This window comes from Klebsiella sp. C239, assembly GCF_048822715.1.
In the GTDB taxonomy this organism is placed as follows: domain Bacteria; phylum Pseudomonadota; class Gammaproteobacteria; order Enterobacterales; family Enterobacteriaceae; genus Klebsiella; species Klebsiella quasipneumoniae.
In genome coordinates, this window is the sequence record NZ_JBMEZK010000001.1 from 391,834 (window position 1) to 409,638 (window position 17,805).

Here is a 17,805-nt window from a genome sequence, read left to right on the forward strand (position 1 = left end):
TTACGGCGTCACGATGTTAAACCAGAAGTCAAACGGGTCCATATAGCCCAACATTTCATCGAGTTTAGCCCCGTTACCGCTGATTTTAACTTCCCCCTTATCTTCCGCCTGCTTCAGGGTCTCTTCTTTGAGAATGATTTTATTCAGGGTGGCGCGATCCAGCGTCAGGGTGGCATCCGCCTCTTTGGCTTGCGCATTGGCGGTGTGGTTCAGCACGCCGTTTTCCAGTTCCAGTTTATATTTACCGCCGTCATTGCCCAGATCGATATTGAAGACCGACTTCGCATTGCCCGCTTTTTCGCCATTGATATGGACCGCCAGATAATCAAAGAACATTTCCGGGGTCATGGCGCGGACGGTGTCCGGGCTGGCGGTGTTCGGGGTCGGACCTTTCACTACGCCATTGCGCAGTTCCTGGGCGCCGGTAAGGTAGAAATTACGCCACGGGCCGGACTCCGCCTGATAGCCTAATTGCTCCAGGGCATCGGCTTCCAGATGACGCGCCTGCTGGTTGTTAGGGTCGGCGAAGACGACTTTGCTCACCACCTGGGCAACCCAGCGGTAGTTACCCTGGTCGTAATCCTCTTTCGCTTTCTTCAGGATGGCATCCGCGCCGCCCATGTACTCGACGAACTTCTTCGCCGCTTCTTCCGGCGGCAGTTCGTCAAGGGTGGCCGGGTTGCCGTCGAACCAGCCGAGATACAGCACGTAGGTGGCCTTCACATCGTGGCTGACCGAGCCGTAGTAGCCGCGGTTAGCCCATGTATTGGCGAGGCCGTCCGGCAGCTTAAAGTTAGCGGCGATTTCATCGCGGGTCAGGCCTTCGTTAGCCATCCGCAGGGTCTGGTCGTTGATGTAACGATACAGGTCACGCTGACTCTTCAGCAGGTTAACCACGTTCTCGTTGCCCCAGGTCGGCCAGTGGTGCTGGGCCATAATGATCTCAGCCTTATCGCCCCAGCGAACGATCGCCTGGTTGATATATTTCGACCACGGCAGCGGTTCACGGATCTTCGCCCCGCGCAGCGAGTAGGTGTTATGCAGAGTGTGGGTGACATCCTCTGCGGATTCGATCAATTTCTTCTCTTCGATATACCACAGCATTTCTGACGGCGCTTCGGAGCCTGGCGCCAGCATGAAGTCATAGGTCAGGCCGTCAATCACCTCTTTCTGGCCATCCTTATCAATGATGTTGGTTGGCGCAATCAGGGTGACGGTGCCTGCCGAGGTGGTCGTCCCCAGGCCCGCGCCCACCTGGCCTTTAGCGTCCGGCTTCAGCAGGTTGCCGTACATATAGCTGGCGCGGCGGCTCATGACGTTCCCGGCCATGATATTTTCCGCCACCGCCGCTTCCATAAAGCCGGACGGCGCGTAGATTTTTACTTTACCCGCTTTGACGTCGGCTTCATCAACCACGCCGCGCACGCCACCGTAATGGTCAACGTGGCTGTGGGTGTAGATCACCGCGACGACCGGTTTTTTACCCCGGTTTTTATAGTAGAGATCCATGCCGACTTTGGCGGTTTCAGCCGAGACCAGCGGGTCTACGACGGTGATCCCCTCTTTGCCCTCAATGATTGTCATATTGGAGAGATCGAGGTTGCGGATCTGGTAGACCCCGTCGGTGACTTCAAACAGGCCGCTGATGTTGATCAGCTGCGACTGGCGCCACAGGCTCGGGTTTACGGTTTCTGGCGCTTTTTCCCCTTCTTTAATGAAGGCGTACTGGCCCGGATCCCAGATGACATTACCCTGTTCGCCTTTGATGACCTCTGGCGGCAGGGCGGCAATAAAGCCTTTATGCGCATTGGTGAAATCGGTGTTATCGGAGAAGGGGAGTTGGTTGTAGAGGGCATCGTTCGCTTTTTTGGTCGCTTCGGTTGCCTCTTTGGCTGACGTATCTGCCCAGGCGGCGAAAGCGAGACTACTCAACATGCCCGCTAACGCTAACCCTTTCACTATCGGGGTTAATTTCATTGGAATCCTCATTTATTGCATGGTTCGTTCGGTTTTACCGATTTAACGCAGGTGACTGTTTGTTACAGATTTTTTAAATATAACCACACATTTACATTCATCCAGTTTTGCTTGCAAAAAACACATTTTTAATCAGAAATTACGCCTTTTGTATTAGCTGGCGAACGGGGGAAAAAGCCGGTCAGCTTGTGTTACACCGCCACATTTCATATCCTGCTTCAGGAAAATGTTGTACCGCTTTTATGACTCGGGGTGCCCTTCTTAAATGAAGGCTGAGAAATACCCGTACCACCTGATCTGGATAATGCCAGCGTAGGGAAGTCAGAGACCGCAGGGTCATTGCTTCTACCTCGTCTGGCGGGAGCAAACCATGCCTGAGCTGTTGAATCCCGCGCCTGTCGCGCACCTGCGCCATCTGCTGCGCGCCCATTTCCCCCTTGTGCACTGCATGACCAATGACGTGGTGCAGACCTTTACCGCCAATGTCCTGCTGGCCGTCGGCGCCTCGCCGGCGATGGTGATCGATCCCCGCGAAGCGGCGCAGTTCGCCGCCATCGCCGATGCGCTGTTAATCAACGTCGGCACCCTGACCGAAGATCGCGCAGTGGCCATGCGTGCCGCAGTGGAGCAGGCCCGCCAGGCCAGCAAGCCCTGGACGCTGGATCCGGTGGCGGTCGGCGCCCTGACCGTGCGCACGGCCTTTTGTCACGCGCTGCTGGCCTTCCAGCCGGCGGCCATTCGCGGGAATGCCTCCGAAATTCTGGCGCTGGCCGGGATGAGCGCCGGCGGGCGCGGGGTGGATACCACCGATACGGCCGCCGCGGCGCTGCCGGCGGCCCAGGCGCTGGCTCGTCAGTTGACCACCGTCGTGGCGGTCACCGGTGAGGTGGATTACGTCACCGACGGCGAGCGGGTGCTCAGCGTGGCGGGCGGCAGTGCGCTGATGACCCGGGTGGTGGGCACCGGCTGCGCGCTGTCGGCGGTGGTGGCGGCGAGCGCGGCGCTGCCGGGAGACCGGCTGGAAAACGTGGCCGCCGCCTGCGGGCTCATGAAACAGGCCGGGGAAATCGCCGCCCGTCACGGGGGGCCCGGGAGCTTTGTTCCGGCGTTTCTCGACGCGCTGTATCAGGAGGTGCGCGCATGAAACGCATCAATGCTCTGACCATCGCCGGCACCGATCCCAGCGGCGGGGCCGGTATCCAGGCCGATCTGAAAACCTTCTCCGCGCTGGGGGCCTACGGCTGCTCGGCGATCACCGCCCTGGTGGCGCAGAATACCCGCGGCGTGCAGTCGGTCTATCGTATTGAACCGGACTTTGTGGCGGCGCAACTCGATTCGGTGTTCAGCGATGTGCGCATCGATACCACCAAAATCGGCATGCTGGCGGAAACCGATATTGTGGAAGCCGTGGCCGAGCGGCTGGCGCGCTACCGGGTGGCCAACGTGGTGCTGGATACCGTCATGCTGGCGAAAAGCGGCGATCCGCTGCTGTCGGCCTCGGCGGTGGAGACCCTGCGTCAACGATTGTTGCCGCAGGTGTCGCTGATCACCCCGAACCTGCCGGAAGCGGCCGCCCTGCTTGATGCACCCCATGCGCACAACGAGCGCGAAATGCTGGAGCAGGGGCGGGCGCTGCTGGCGCTGGGCTGCGGCGCGGTATTGATGAAGGGCGGCCATCTCGACGATGCCGAGAGCCCGGACTGGCTCTTCACCCGCGAAGGGGAACAGCGATTTACCGCGCCGCGAGTACAGACCAAAAACACGCACGGCACCGGCTGCACGCTCTCGGCGGCGCTGGCGGCGCTGCGTCCGCGTCACGCCGACTGGGCGGCCACCGTTACCGAGGCCAAGGCCTGGCTGTCGGCGGCCCTGGCGCAGGCCGACTCCCTGGAGGTGGGCCACGGTATCGGGCCGGTGCACCATTTCCATGCCTGGTGGTAAATGGCAGCGTAACGGGACAGCAGAATCTCCTGAAAAAATGCCCTCCCGGCTGGAAAATAGGCTAAGTCGGTACCAGGCTTAACCTGCCCAAAATAATTGGGTTGGGATAATGCATGCCGGCTCCGGCCGGCCTTACGGGAGATTGCTATGACTGATATTACGCAGTTGCTGGGCAAAGATGCCGAGAGCCTTTTGCAGCACCGTTGTATAACCATTCCGGCCGACCAGCTGTATCTGCCTGGCGCAGATTATGTTGATCGGGTGATGGTGGATAACAACCGGCCGCCGGCGGTGCTACGCAATATGCAAACCCTGTACAACACCGGACGACTGGGGGGGACCGGCTACCTGTCCATTCTGCCGGTCGACCAGGGCGTGGAGCACTCGGCGGGGGCCTCCTTCGCCGCCAACCCGCTGTACTTTGATCCGAAGAATATCGTCGAGCTGGCGATCGAAGCCGGCTGTAACTGCGTGGCGTCGACCTACGGCGTGCTGGCCTCGGTGTCGCGCCGTTACGCGCATCGTATTCCTTTCCTGGTGAAGCTCAACCATAACGAAACGCTGAGCTACCCCACCGAGTACGACCAGACCCTCTACGCCAGCGTTGAGCAGGCGTTCAATATGGGGGCGGTGGCTGTGGGCGCGACGATCTATTTCGGCTCGGAACAATCGCGTCGTCAGATAGAAGAGATCTCCGCGGCCTTTGAGCGGGCCCATGAGCTGGGCCTGGTCACCGTGCTGTGGGCCTATCTGCGCAATTCGGCATTCAAGAAAGACGGTGTCGACTACCATGTTTCCGCTGACCTGACCGGTCAGGCCAACCACCTGGCGGCCACCATCGGCGCCGATATCGTCAAGCAAAAGATGGCGGAGAATAACGGCGGCTACAAAGCGGTTAACTTCGGCTATACCGACGACCGGGTGTACAGCAAACTGACCAGCGATAACCCCATCGATCTGGTGCGCTACCAGCTGGCCAACTGCTACATGGGCCGCGCCGGGCTGATTAACTCCGGCGGCGCGGCGGGCGGGGAGACCGACCTTGCCGACGCGGTGCGCACCGCGGTGATCAATAAACGCGCCGGTGGCATGGGGCTGATCCTTGGCCGCAAAGCGTTTAAGAAATCGATGGCCGACGGCGTGAAGCTGATCAATGCCGTACAGGATGTCTATCTGGACGGCAAAGTGACTATCGCCTAAGGCGAAAATCCGGGCGTCACCGCCCGGATTGCTCGTTGTTCATAGCAGATGTCGGGTTTATTAAGACTCCGCCGCGTTGGCGGTAAATGGTTTCGTACTCTGAGCGCGGGTAATGCCAGGCTGTTCAACGCGGATTAACGGGCACAGGAAGAAGGCCAGAATATATAAGGCGGTATAGGCAATCACCACCCCGATGGTGCTGAAATAGGGCAGCAGCACCACGGCGATCGCCGGCGCCAGAAAGTTCGACAGCCCGGCAGACAGGTTATAGACCGAAATCGCCGCGCCTTTATGGTTCGGCTCCAGCGCCGGGAACACCGCCGCCATCGGCACGAACGCGGCGACGAAAATACCCAGGGCAATAGCCGGCACCAGCGCCATCGCAAAGCTGTGGCCAAAGTGCTGAGGGATGTAGTAAAACGCCAGGCTGGAAAGCGCCATCCCGATGCAGCCGAACCAGCGAATCACCTTCATCCAGCCCATTTTCTCCGCCACGATCCCCCAGAAAACGTTCGAAAAGATGGTGGTAAAGAAGAAGGCCGCCCACACCTGGAGCCACTCCGAGGTGGTAAAGCCCAGCTCATCAACGAACATCATCGGCATAATTACCGCAAAACCAAACAGCGACAGGGTGTTAATAATGCGCACGATGCTGGAGAACAGGATGCTGCGGTTGGTATAGATCAGCGTCGCAGCGCGCCCCAGTTCGGCGAGTTTTTCGCGAGTGGTCAGGTTCTGCATATGGCGCGGCGTTTCGGTATGACGCATCGACACCAACGCAATGATGCCGCCGGTGGCACAGAAGACCAGCGCCAGCCACAGGGTGCCCATTTCGCCAATGTGGGGAATGGTGAAGCTCGGAATATAGCTGCCGAACACGCCGATACCCACGGAGTAGACCGCCCAGAACCAGCCCAGCGCAGAGCTGGAACTGTCGCTGCGAACGTTGTGGATAATGGCGACGATAAATGAGTAGAGGAACAGCGGGTAGGCCAGGCCGCGAATGCCATAAAACAGCAGGATCAGCGCATAGTTGGCGCGACCGAGGCCGAAGACGAGGAACAGCACGTGGAATACACACCACAGCACGAAGCCGATCATCATGGCCTTGCGCGGGGTGATGATTTCCGCCACCACGCCGGAGATCCACGCCGAGAGGGCGGCGGCCAGACCGTAAAGCGTAAAGGCAAAGGAAGCCTGCGCCGGGGTGAATCCGAGTGTTTTGATGTAGTGCGACAGAAAAGCCAGCTCAAAGCCGTCGCCGGTCATAAACACGGCGATGGCGACATATCCCCAGATGAGGTTGAGCGGTAGACCATACCACTGTTTGTTATTAACGGACATGTTGACCTCGATTTCAGAGTGCAGATGAGTGTCTCCGCTGCACAGCAGCGGAGCATTATTGTTATTAAAAAAAGAGGGATGTTATTCGCGAATCAGCCTGCCGGCCTGTTGTAGCGCCTTATAGGCCTCATATCTGCGCTGATGTAGCGAGCTAAACGCAGTCTCGCTGTGATAGGTGGCATCCACCTGAGTGAATTGCTTCATGGCCTCCGGCAGCGAAGCCGCGACTCTGCCCGCCACCGCGCCGAGGATGGCGGAGCCTAACAGCACCGGCTCGCTGCTGACGGTGCTCACGACGCTAACGCCGCAGGCGTCGGCCAGCAGCTGACGCACCAGCGGATGCTGTCCGGCCCCGCCGCTGATGACGATATTTTCACTCTCAATCCCGCAGGCGCGCTGGGCGTCGAGGATCTGTCGCAGGCCATAGCCAATCCCGCATAATCCGGCAACGTATAGCGCGGTCAGGTTATCCAGGTCCCGCTCCATCCCCAGCCCGGCAATCAGCGCTTTCGCGTGTGGGTCGGCAAGCGGCGCGCGGTTACCGAGAAATTCGGGCACCACGTGCAGACCGGCGGCCAGCGTTACCGCCTCAGAAGGCGAAGCCGTCTGCGCCAGTACGCGATCCGCCAGCCAGACCGGCAGAGGGACGCCCGCCGCTTTCGCCTCCTCGCGAGCCGCCGCCGCCGCCGGATGGAAGCTCAGCAACTGGTCGATAGCCGCGCCGGCGGCGCTTTGTCCGCCTTCAATCAGCCAGTAGCCAGGCACCATCGCCGAATAGTATGGGCCCCAGACGCCGGGGACGAACACCGCTTCCTCAGTGGTGGTCATGGTGCAGGAGGAGGTGCCGAAGACGTAGGCCATATTGTTGACCGCGCCGTTAAGTACCCCGACGGTGCCGATGCCGCCCGCGTGGGCGTCAATCATCCCCACCGCCACCGGCGTACCGATCGGCAGGCCCATCTCCTCCGCCGCCGTGGCGCAAAGACCGTCGCCGCAGGGGGTTCCAGGTTCGACAATCCGTTGGCCGATGCGGACAAAATCTTCATCCGCCAGCTCTTCGAGGCCAATCTGGCGGAAGTAGCCGGCATCCCAGCGTTGTTCATGCGCCAGGTAGGTCCATTTACAGGTCACAGTGCAGACCGAGCGGGCTTCATCGCCGGTTGAGCGCCAGGTAAGGTAATCAGCGAGGTCGAAGAAGTGGCGCGCCTGCTGATAGATGTGCGGGCGATTCTCCTTCAACCACAGAATTTTCGGCGTTTCCATCTCCGGCGAAATTTTGCCGCCAACGTACTGCAGCACCGGGTGGCCCGTCGCGTTGATCTTTTCCGCCTGCCCGGTGGCGCGATGATCCATCCAGACGATAATATTGCGGTCCGGATCGTCCGAAGGCCCGACCGCCAGCGGCGCGTCGTTATCGCCAATCACCACCAGCGAACAGGTGGCATCGAAGCCGATCCCGGCGATCGATGACGGCGGGACGCCGGCGCTGGCCACGGCGGTTTTAATGCAGTAGCACACCGCCTGCCAGATCTCACGGCTCGACTGCTCCACCCTGTTTCCGGCGCTGCGAAAGAGGGTAATTTCCCGGGTCGCGTGGGCGAGAAGCTCGCCCCGCAGATTGAATACCCCGGCGCGCACACTGCCCGAACCGACATCCACACCAATAATGTTTTGCGTATCGTTTTGCATCACATCCTCTCACAGGCTGGTTACGGATCAGAGATCCACGCTGTTCGGCAGGATCACAATGTCGCGTACGGTGACGTTTTTCGAACGCGTCACCATAAACAGCACTGACTCCGCCACTTCAATCGGCTGCATCAAACTGCCGTTGGCCAGCGCTTCATCCATTTTGGCTTTTGGCCAGTCGTCCAGCAGAGCGGTCACCACCGGGCCCGGTAGTACGGCGCCGACGCGCACGCCATACTGCGCCACCTGGCGACGAGTCGTATGTACAAACGCCTGCACGGCGAATTTCGACGCGGTATAGACAGGCTCCCAGATCACCGGCACCACGCCCGCGATGGAGCTGGTGAAAATAATATCCCCGGATTTTTGCGCGATCAGATGCGGCAGGACGCTGCGCACGCAGCGGAAGGCGGCGTTGATGTTGAGGTGCAGCACGCGGTCCCAGACGTCCGGGTCGCCCTCGGCCACCGGCCCGCCGATATAGGCCCCGGCGTTGGCGTGGAAGATATCGAGACGCCCGGTGAGCTGCAAAATGCCCTGCAGAAGGTTATCGACCTGGTCCGCCTGCATCAGATCCACCTGCAGAGCGAAGGCGTTTTCGCCAAGTTCGGCGACCAGTTTGTTGAGCTTTTCGCCTTCGCGGTCGATAAGCACCACTTTTGCGCCAGCTCCCAGCAGGGTCCTCGCGCACTCGAGGCCGATACCGGACGCCGCGCCGGTGATCGCGGCGACTTTACCGCTGAGGGAAGTATTCATAGAGGAGACAGAGTGGTTCATTTTATAATCCTTTGCCGTGTCTGGTTGCAACTATCGAACCCGAGGGCATCGCGTTCGAGGTGATGGACAAAAACATGGTAACCTATTGAATATCAGCATCATTATTCAGGCTTGCTGGCATGTTAAGGCGGTATGCGCGCGTACTTCCTGGCGTGAAATGGATGCTCAATCGATGAAGCTATGTTGCTCTCGCTTCATCGATTGAGCAAGTGGGGAAATTAACAGCGACATGATTTTGTGACGCAAGTTGGAAAAATGAAGAAGATAACGATTTACGACCTGGCGGAGCTTTCCGGCGTTTCGGCGAGCGCGGTGAGCGCAATCCTCAACGGCAACTGGAAAAAACGCCGCATCAGCGCAAAGCTTGCCGAAAAGGTGACACGGATTGCTGAGGAGCAGGGCTATGCGATTAACCGCCAGGCCAGCATGCTGCGCAGTAAAAAATCACACGTCATTGGCATGATTATCCCCAAATACGATAACCGCTACTTCGGCTCCGTCGCCGAACGCTTTGAGGAGATGGCCCGCGAGCGTGGCCTGCTGCCGATTATCACCTGTACGCGCCGAAGCCCGGATCTGGAGATCGAAGCGGTAAAAGCGATGCTCTCCTGGCAGGTTGACTGGGTGATCGCGACCGGGGCGACCAATCCGGATAAAATTTCCGCGCTGTGCCAGCAGGCGGGCGTGCCCACGATCAATCTCGACCTGCCGGGGTCTCTCTCTCCGTCGGTGATTTCAGATAACTACGGCGGCGCGAAAGCGCTGACCCACAAGATCCTCGCTAACAGCGCCCGCCGTCGGGGAGAGCTGGCGCCGCTGACCTTCATCGGCGGGCGCAGCAACGACCATAACACCAGCGAGCGCTTACGCGGCTTCCACGATGCGCATCACGAGCAGGGGCTGCGCGTGCCGCAGGCGAATATTCTGGCTCCCGGCTATTCGAAAGGTCACGTTGAGGCCTGCCTGCAGGAGCGGTTTGGCAGCGCGAAGACGCTATTGCAGGGGATATTTGTTAACTCGACGATATCCCTCGAAGGGGTTGTGCGCTGGCTGTCGCAGGTGGGGCTGACCGGCAGCGAGCAGCCGCCGATGGGCTGCTTCGACTGGGATCCGTTTGTCTATCTGCTGGGGCACGATATCGACATGGTGCAGCAGGACGTACCGGCGATGCTGAACGCTGTTTTTTCGATTATTGACGCCGGCGAAGCCAGCCAGCAGCGGATTGAAATTCCGCCGCGATTGATGAGCAGTAGCTGAGTCGCCGTCTGCTGATTGCCGTTAGCGCGTCAGCAGCCAGCGCGCGGTATGTTCATCGGTCACCAGACCGTTGATCCAGCCGCCTTTAAGGGCGGCCAGGATCGCCGGTCGTTTGTATTCTCCACAGGCCGCGGCAATCCGCGGGCAGTGGTTCTGGCGGATATCATAGCTGGTGATCATGCGGTTGATCTCGCTGTCTACCACCTCGCCTTCTGCATCGATAAACCGCCCGAGGATCTCCCCGATGCCGCCGCGGGCGGTCAGCTCATCCATCTGCGCCTGATTGATAAAGCCGTCTTTAAAGATGGGACTTTGCGTGCCCAGCGGACCAATGCCGACAAAAATCACATCCGCCTCCCGGGCGACGCCAGAGACGCTGCGAAATAAGCGATTGGTGCACCACATCTCATACTCATCCGCGGTCTGGGCGTAGCGCGGCGCAGGCCACTGATAGTACTTGGCCTTAATTTTGCGGGTGAGCAGCAGGGGCACGTCATCGTAATAGTTGCACTGCCCGTCGGCGTCCATGGCGCTGATCAGCGCCACGCAGCGGGTATTCAGGCTGTCGAAATCGATGCGCTGCAGCGCTTTTTTCAGGGTCAGGCCCGAGCCCAGGCCGATGATTTTCTCTTTATCATCCTGCAGATAGCGAGCCATCAGCTGATAGCAGCCAAACGATACGCTGTCGAGGGTACTCTCTTCGCTAAAGGCGGGGACCACATTGCATTCGAGAAGCCGGTACTTTTCCTGCAACAACTGCGCATAATCGAGGCAGTTCGCCACCGGATGGTGCAGATTAATCGACACAATCCCTTCTTCTTTCGCGGCGGCGATCAGCCGTTGCACCACCGGTCTGGAGGTGCCCAACTGGCTGGCGATCTCGCTCTGATTCTGGCCGGCGATGTAGTACATCCATGCGGCACGCACCTTCTGATCCAACCGGATATCGTCTTCTTTACTCATGGTTTCCCGCCCTAAGTTGCTGGCCAGGGCGCGCAATTGGCCCGGCGAATATCCGCATTCTCGCCGTGGTTGCCATAACTGGCAAGCTTTTGCTCTTTACTGGTCATTTGTAATTTAAATGGGTAATTGCTCTTTTGTGATCCGTGGCTCTTATTTTGGTCAAATGATCAATTACAGTGGCGCCATCCACTCAAGGAGAGCAGAACATGAACAATCAATTCACATGGCTTCATATCGGTCTGGGTTCTTTTCATCGCGCGCATCAGGCGTGGTATCTGCATCGTCTGATCGCTTCCGGCGATAAGCGCTGGCGCATCGCGGCGGGCAATATTCGCAATGACGCCGAGCAGGTGGTGCAGGCGCTGACGGCGCAGGGCGGACGTTACGTCCTGGAGACCGTCAGCCCGGAAGGGGAGCGTGAATATGAAGAGATCACCTCAATTCAGAAACTGCTGCCGTGGCAGGCCGGGCTGCAGCCGCTGATTAACGAAGGGGCCAACCCGCAAACCAAAGTTATCGCCTTTACCGTGACGGAAGGGGGGTACTACCTGAATACCCGCCATCAACTGGAAACCAGCAACCCCGATCTGCAGGCTGACCTGAAAGGCGAATGCAAAACCATTTACGGCACCCTCGCGCGAATTCTGGAAAAGCGCATGGCGGACAACGCCGGGCCGCTGACCCTGCTCAACTGCGACAACGTGCGTCATAACGGCGAGCGCTTCCACGACGGGATGGTGGAGTTCCTGCAACTTACCGGCAAACAGGCGGTGATTGACTGGATGGCGGCCAATACCACCTGTCCGAACACCATGGTGGACCGCATCACCCCGCGTCCGGCGGCCGATCTGCCGGCCCGTATCAAAGCGCAAACCGGCATTGACGATAAGGCGCCGGTCATGGGCGAGACCTTTATCCAGTGGGTGGTGGAGAACAATTTCCGCGATGCCCGCCCGAACCTGGAAGCGGTCGGCGTGGAGATGGTCGAGTCGGTTATCCCGTATGAAGAGGCGAAAATCCGCATCCTGAACGCGTCGCACAGCTGCATTGCGTGGGCGGGGACCTTAATCGGCCAGCAGTATATTCACGAAAGCACGCTCACCGATGTTATCTACGCCATTGCCGACCGCTACGTCACGGAAGATGTGATCCCATGCCTGGGCGATAACGGCATTGATTTGCCGACCTACCGCGATGTGGTGCTCAAGCGCTTTACCAACCCGCATATCCAGGACACCAACCAGCGCGTCGCCGCCGACGGTTTCTCGAAAATTCCGGCGATGATCGCCCCAACCCTGCAGGAGTGCTATCAGCGCGGCGTCCGCCCGGAAGCGACCGCCATGCTGCCGGCGCTGTTCTTCGTCTTTATGGAGCAGTGGCATAAGGGAACCCTGCCGTATCAGTACCAGGACGGCATCCTGGATGAGCAGGCGGTGCATGAGATGTATGAGGCTCAGGATCCGCTGGCTGTCTTCGCCCGCGATAAAGCCCTGTTTGGTGACCTGGCCGACAACGCGGATTTCCTGGCGCTGATGCGCGAGAAAGTCGCCGCCGTTTACACGCTGATTAAATAAGAGGTGGCTATGTATCTGGGTATCGATCTTGGCACATCGGAAGTCAAAGCGCTGGTCATTGATGAGAACAATCAGGTGATCGCCAGCCATAGCGCGCCGCTGAGCATTCAGCGGCCTCATCCGCACTGGTCAGAACAATCACCGGAGTTATGGTGGGAGGCGACAGAGTATCTGATGGCCACGCTGCGGGAAAAATGCGCCCAGCACTGGCCGGCCGTCAAGGCGATTGGCCTGTCCGGACAGATGCACGGCGCGGTGTTGCTGGATGAAAAGGGGGAGACGATCCGTCCGGCCATTCTGTGGAATGACACCCGCTGCGCCGCAGAGTGCGCTGAGCTGGAGGAGATGGCGCCGGAGCTGCATCAGGTGGCGGGCAACCTGGCGATGCCCGGCTTTACCGCGCCGAAGCTGCTGTGGGTGCATCGTCACGAGCCGCAAAACTTTCAGCGCACCGCCACGGTGCTGCTGCCGAAGGATTATCTGCGCTACCGGATGACCGGGAAGAAAGTCTCCGATATGTCGGACGCCGCCGGGACGCTGTGGCTGGACGTGGCTAAGCGCGACTGGTCCGATGCGCTGCTGGACAAGTGCGGTCTGTCGCGCAGCCAGATGCCGACGCTGGTGGAAGGCTGCGAGGTTTCCGCCACCCTTGATCCGAAAGTGGCCGAACGCTGGGGGCTGAACGCCTCGGTGGTGGTGGCCGGGGGCGGCGGCGATAACGCGGTCAGCGCCATTGGCGTCGGCGCGGTCTCGCCGGGGGACGCGTTTATTTCGCTCGGAACCTCAGGGGTGCTGTTTGTGGTGACCGACGCCTATCGTCCGGCGCCGCAGTCGGCGGTCCATGCGTTTTGTCACGTTCTGCCGAACCTGTGGCATCAGATGAGCGTGATGCTCAGCGCCGCCAGCTGTTTGCAGTGGTTCTGCCGCCTGACCGGCACCACGGAGGTGGCGCTGCTGGCGGAGATTGCCGAGCTAAGCGAAGAGGAGAAGGCCAACGCGCCGTTCTTCCTGCCCTATCTCTCCGGGGAACGTACCCCGCATAACGATCCTGACGCTCGCGGCATCTTCTGGGGCATGACCCACTCCAGCCTGCGCGCCCAGCTCGGCTACGCGGTGCTGGAGGGGGTGAGCTTTGGCATCAACGACGGCCTGCAGGTATTGAAAGAGAGCGGGACGCCGATCGCGCAGTGCTCGCTGGTGGGCGGGGGCGCCCGCAGTCCGTTCTGGGCCCAGCTGCTGGCCGATATTCTCGCTATGCCGGTGGTGACCCACAAAGGCGGAGAGACTGGCGGCGCGCTGGGCGCGGCGCGGCTGGCCTGCCTGGCGGCGGGCAAACCGGTTGCCGCGGTATGTGAAAAACCGGAAGTCTGGCAGACCTGGCGTGCGGATCCCGTTCGCCACCACACCCTGATGCAACGCTACGCGCAGTTTAAGGCCCTGTATTTAAACGATCTGCATTATCGGCAGCATTAATTTTTATCACCATAACCGCTCCGGTGAACTGACCGGAGCGGCCTCCTGTACCCTGAAAACGAGGTCATTATGTCTATCAATAATAAACAGTGGCTCGGTTTACCCCTGAACCTGCTCTGGGGATACATCGCCATTGCCGTATTTATGACCGGCGACGGTTTTGAATTAGCCTTTCTCTCGCACTATATCAAAGCGCTCGGATTCTCCCCGGCGGAGGCCTCCTTTGCCTTTACCCTCTATGGCCTGGCCGCCGCGCTGTCGGCGTGGATTTCCGGCGTGGTGGCGGAAATTATTACGCCGCTGAAAACCATGATGATTGGCTTCGTGCTGTGGTGCGTATTCCACGTGCTGTTCCTCGTTTTCGGCCTCGGTCACGCCAACTATGCGCTGATCCTGGTTTTCTACGGCATTCGCGGCTTCGCGTATCCGCTATTCCTCTACTCGTTTATCGTGGCGATTGTCCATAACGTCAAAAGCGACAACGCCAGCTCGGCCATCGGCTGGTTCTGGGCGGTCTATTCCATCGGCATCGGCGTCTTCGGCAGCTATATTCCGAGTTTCACCATTCCGCACATTGGCGAAATGGGCACCCTGTGGCTGGCGCTGGCCTTCTGCGTTACCGGGGGCGTGATTGCGCTGGCTTCCCTGCGCCATATTAAAACGCCGCAGCATATGCAGAATCTGACCACCCGCGAGAAGTTCGCCGAGCTGGGCCGCGCCGCGACGCTGCTCTATACCAACCGCAATATTCTGCTGTCGAGCATGGTGCGAATTATCAATACGCTCTCGCTGTTCGGCTTTGCGGTGATTATGCCGATGATGTTCGTCGATGAGCTGGGCTTCACCACCTCAGAATGGCTCCAGGTGTGGGCGGTCTTCTTCTTCACCACCATTTTCTCTAACGTGCTGTGGGGCATTCTGGGCGAAAAACTGGGCTGGATGAAGGTGGTGCGCTGGTTTGGCTGCATCGGGATGGCGCTCTCCAGCCTGGCGTTTTACTACATCCCTCAGCACTTCGGCCACAGCTTTGCGATGGCGCTGATCCCGGCCATCGCCCTGGGGATCTTTGTCGCCGCCTTCGTGCCGCTGGCCGCCGTGTTCCCGGCGCTGGAGCCGAAGCACAAAGGCGCAGCGATTTCGGTATATAACCTGTCGGCGGGGATGTCGAACTTTCTCGCCCCGGCGATCGCCGTGGTGCTGCTGCCGTTCTTCAGCACCATTGGGGTCGTTATCGCCTATACCGCATTGTACGTGGTGGCCTTTTTCCTCTGTGCGTTTATCCGCGTCGAGCAGCCGGGATTTTCCCACAAGGAAGCGCCGGCCAGCGAGCAGGTGGAGTTCTCTTAAGGTGATGCGGCTGGCGTGCCAGGCATGCCAGCCTTAATGAGGTGAATGATGAGTATTCAGGCAGTGATTTTTGACATGGATGGCGTGATTATTGATTCCGAAAGCCTGTGGCGGCAGGCGCAAATCGACGCCCTCGCGCAGTGGGGGGCAACGGCGAGCGTCGAGGAGTGCGAAACCCTGACCAAAGGCAAGCGCCTCGATGAGATCGCCGGCACCTGGTGCCGCTATTTTCAGCTTAACCTTGCCCCGTCGCTGCTGGAAGACGCCATATTGCAGCGCATCACCGGCCTGATCGCCGCCGAAGGCGAGCCGATGCGCGGGGTGCATGAGGCGTTACGCTATTTTCGCCATGCCGGTTATAACATTGCCCTCGCCACCTCCTCGTCCCGGCAGGTTATCGCCGCCGTGCTGAACAAGCTCTCGCTGTGGCACTATTTTGATGTGATTTGCAGCGCGGACGATGAAGCGCAGGGCAAGCCGCATCCGGCGGTGTATCTGACGACGTTGGATAAGCTTAATCTCGACGCCAGCCGGTGCCTGGTGATCGAAGACAGCTTCAACGGCTTTTGCGCGGCTCAGGCCGCAGGTATTCCTACGGTGGTGATTGCCGAAGATAGCCAGCACGCGCGTTTTCAGGCCGCCGTGGGCCGTTACCGGGCGCTGCCTGAACTGCTGGAAGCGCTTACCGCCGAGCCAGAGGCGGTCGCATAACTCACGCTTTCGTGAGCCCAGAAAATCCCGGGATGTACACGGTCGGTCACTCTATCTTCTGCGCTCACGCCCTTTTTTCTCCATGCCGATCCGCCTCACATTTCACTCATCTTTTGTGAAAACAGTCACGTCTTGTTGTGCCAATGCCCAAATTTATTGCCTTGCTTAGCGGTGTTTGTCCGAGGCACTGCTACGTAATTGTACTTAGATTAGATATTGAAACGTATTTTCAATAATGTGAAACCACTTTGCCGATTTGCTTCTATCGATCGGATTTGGCCGTGATAAGGATTGAACATGAAAATTGAATCTGTGAATGTCACCGTTTTCCAGTATCCCACACGTCGGGTTTCCGACAGCGCCGGGCACTCCCATCCGGGGGCTGAAAGCATGGCCAAAATGGCGATGCTGATCATCACCGCTGATGATGGGGCGCAGGGTTTTTCGTTTGCGCCTCCGGAAGTCGTGCGCCCGTTCGTGGTGAATACTTTTTTCCGCAAAGTGCTGGTGGGGCAGGACCCGTTTAACCGCGAGCGTATCTGGCAGGATCTTAACCACTGGCAGCGCGGTAGTGCACATCAGCTAACGGAGCGCGCGCTGTCGTTTATTGAACAGGCGCTGTGGGATCTGATAGGCCGCAGCCTTAAGATGCCGGTTTACAAGCTGCTCGGCGGCTATCGCGACACCGTCCCGGCTTACGGCAGCACGATGTGCGGCGACGATCTGCCGGGTGGTCTGTCGACCCCGGAGGAGTATGCCGCCTTTGCCGAAAAGCTGGTCGCCCGCGGCTACAAGGCCATCAAGCTGCACACCTGGATGCCGCCAATCTCTTTTGCGCCCAATCCCAAAATGGATATTAAAGCCTGCGCGGCGGTGCGCGAAGCGGTAGGGCCGGATATTGACCTGATGATTGACGGCTATCACTGGTACAGCCGCGCCGAGGCGCTGTGGATCGGCAAAGAGCTGGAAAAACTCAATTTCGCCTGGTTTGAAGAGCCGATGGAGGAGGATTCGATGTCCTCCTACGCGTGGCTGGCGGAAAACCTGTCGATCCCCATCGTCGGGCCGGAGAGCTTCGGCGGCAAGCACCACATGCGCGCCGAATGGGTGAAAGCCGGAGCCTGCGACATTCTGCGCGCCGGCGCTAACGGCGTGGGCGGTATTACCCCGACCATGAAGGTCGCGGCGCTGGCGGAATCTTTCGGCATGGATTGCGAAGTCCACGGCAACGGCGCGGCAAGCCTGGCGGTGGTCGGCGCGATCCGCAACTGCCGCTGGTACGAGCGCGGCCTGCTGCATCCGTTCCTCGACTACGATGAACCGGCGGCTTATCTCAATAGCATTGTTGACCCGATGGATGACCAGGGATTTGTGCATTTGTCACAACGTCCGGGCCTCGGCGAAGACATTAATTTTGCGTATATCGAAGCCAATACCGTTAGCCACGACTGATTCAAAAAAATATATGCCCGATGGCGCTGCGCTTATCGGGTCTGCGGCCCGGTAGGTCGGATAAGGCGAAAATGCCGCCATCCGGCAACATGTACCCTAC

The 17,805-nt window shown here is 59.3% G+C and carries 14 protein-coding genes and 1 riboswitch; of the genes, 9 read left to right on the plus strand and 5 right to left on the minus strand.

Annotated features, from left to right (window positions below; translation table 11 throughout):
• Positions 1-1,977, minus strand: a complete 1,977-nt coding sequence (locus tag ACOI6Z_RS01825) for an alkyl/aryl-sulfatase (RefSeq protein ID WP_023290409.1) — start codon at positions 1,975-1,977, stop codon at positions 1-3.
• Positions 1,978-2,215: 238 nt separating this feature from the next.
• Positions 2,216-2,313, plus strand: a riboswitch (TPP riboswitch).
• Between the two features lie 34 nt (positions 2,314-2,347).
• On the opposite strand from ACOI6Z_RS01825, the gene thiM reads away from it, so the two are divergent.
• The 3 genes from thiM to fbaB all read left to right on the plus strand — a co-directional run bounded on the left by thiM (position 2,348) and on the right by fbaB (position 5,118).
• Positions 2,348-3,121, plus strand: a complete 774-nt coding sequence (gene thiM, locus ACOI6Z_RS01830) for a hydroxyethylthiazole kinase (RefSeq protein WP_048297892.1) — start codon at positions 2,348-2,350, stop codon at positions 3,119-3,121.
• Positions 3,118-3,918 (plus strand): bifunctional hydroxymethylpyrimidine kinase/phosphomethylpyrimidine kinase, encoded by an 801-nt coding sequence (thiD, locus tag ACOI6Z_RS01835; RefSeq protein ID WP_065813253.1) that lies wholly within the window; start codon positions 3,118-3,120, stop codon positions 3,916-3,918. Before thiM ends, thiD begins: the two co-directional genes overlap by 4 nt.
• A gap of 147 nt (positions 3,919-4,065) precedes the next feature.
• Positions 4,066-5,118, plus strand: coding sequence for a class I fructose-bisphosphate aldolase (gene fbaB / locus ACOI6Z_RS01840; protein WP_004201578.1), 1,053 nt, complete (start codon positions 4,066-4,068; stop codon positions 5,116-5,118).
• 60 nt (positions 5,119-5,178) lie between these two features.
• Here fbaB and ACOI6Z_RS01845 read toward each other — a convergent pair whose 3' ends face one another.
• The 3 genes from ACOI6Z_RS01845 to ACOI6Z_RS01855 form a co-directional block, all read right to left on the minus strand.
• A complete protein-coding gene (locus ACOI6Z_RS01845; RefSeq protein WP_072413730.1) occupies positions 5,179-6,462 on the minus strand; it encodes an RbtT/DalT/CsbX family MFS transporter in 1,284 nt (427 codons plus the stop codon).
• Between the two features lie 81 nt (positions 6,463-6,543).
• Positions 6,544-8,151: an FGGY-family carbohydrate kinase gene (locus ACOI6Z_RS01850; protein WP_023290406.1), complete on the minus strand. Its 1,608-nt coding sequence runs from the start codon at positions 8,149-8,151 to the stop codon at positions 6,544-6,546.
• A gap of 27 nt (positions 8,152-8,178) precedes the next feature.
• Positions 8,179-8,928 carry an SDR family oxidoreductase gene (locus ACOI6Z_RS01855; RefSeq protein WP_004180592.1) on the minus strand — a complete coding sequence of 250 codons (750 nt, stop codon included), beginning with the start codon at positions 8,926-8,928 and terminating at the stop codon, positions 8,179-8,181.
• Positions 8,929-9,183: 255 nt separating this feature from the next.
• Here ACOI6Z_RS01855 and ACOI6Z_RS01860 point away from each other — a divergent pair, with 255 nt between their 5' ends.
• Positions 9,184-10,185: a substrate-binding domain-containing protein gene (locus ACOI6Z_RS01860; protein WP_065813255.1), complete on the plus strand. Its 1,002-nt coding sequence runs from the start codon at positions 9,184-9,186 to the stop codon at positions 10,183-10,185.
• 21 nt (positions 10,186-10,206) lie between these two features.
• Here ACOI6Z_RS01860 and ACOI6Z_RS01865 read toward each other — a convergent pair whose 3' ends face one another.
• Positions 10,207-11,148, minus strand: coding sequence for a sugar-binding transcriptional regulator (locus tag ACOI6Z_RS01865; protein ID WP_048982266.1), 942 nt, complete (start codon positions 11,146-11,148; stop codon positions 10,207-10,209).
• A 206-nt stretch (positions 11,149-11,354) separates the two neighbouring features.
• Between ACOI6Z_RS01865 and dalD the strand changes: the two genes are divergently transcribed.
• The 5 genes from dalD to ACOI6Z_RS01890 all read left to right on the plus strand — a co-directional run bounded on the left by dalD (position 11,355) and on the right by ACOI6Z_RS01890 (position 17,705).
• A complete protein-coding gene (gene dalD, locus ACOI6Z_RS01870) occupies positions 11,355-12,722 on the plus strand; it encodes a D-arabinitol 4-dehydrogenase (RefSeq protein WP_049013472.1) in 1,368 nt (455 codons plus the stop codon).
• 9 nt (positions 12,723-12,731) lie between these two features.
• Positions 12,732-14,195, plus strand: a complete 1,464-nt coding sequence (gene xylB / locus ACOI6Z_RS01875; RefSeq protein ID WP_065813257.1) for a xylulokinase — start codon at positions 12,732-12,734, stop codon at positions 14,193-14,195.
• Positions 14,196-14,264: 69 nt separating this feature from the next.
• Positions 14,265-15,542 (plus strand): D-arabinitol transporter, encoded by a 1,278-nt coding sequence (dalT, locus tag ACOI6Z_RS01880; protein ID WP_048336184.1) that lies wholly within the window; start codon positions 14,265-14,267, stop codon positions 15,540-15,542.
• Positions 15,543-15,590: 48 nt separating this feature from the next.
• Positions 15,591-16,253 carry an HAD family hydrolase gene (locus ACOI6Z_RS01885; RefSeq protein WP_087849492.1) on the plus strand — a complete coding sequence of 221 codons (663 nt, stop codon included), beginning with the start codon at positions 15,591-15,593 and terminating at the stop codon, positions 16,251-16,253.
• 297 nt (positions 16,254-16,550) lie between these two features.
• Positions 16,551-17,705, plus strand: a complete 1,155-nt coding sequence (locus ACOI6Z_RS01890) for a mandelate racemase family protein (RefSeq protein ID WP_420686835.1) — start codon at positions 16,551-16,553, stop codon at positions 17,703-17,705.
• The last annotated feature ends 100 nt before the right edge of the window (positions 17,706-17,805 follow it).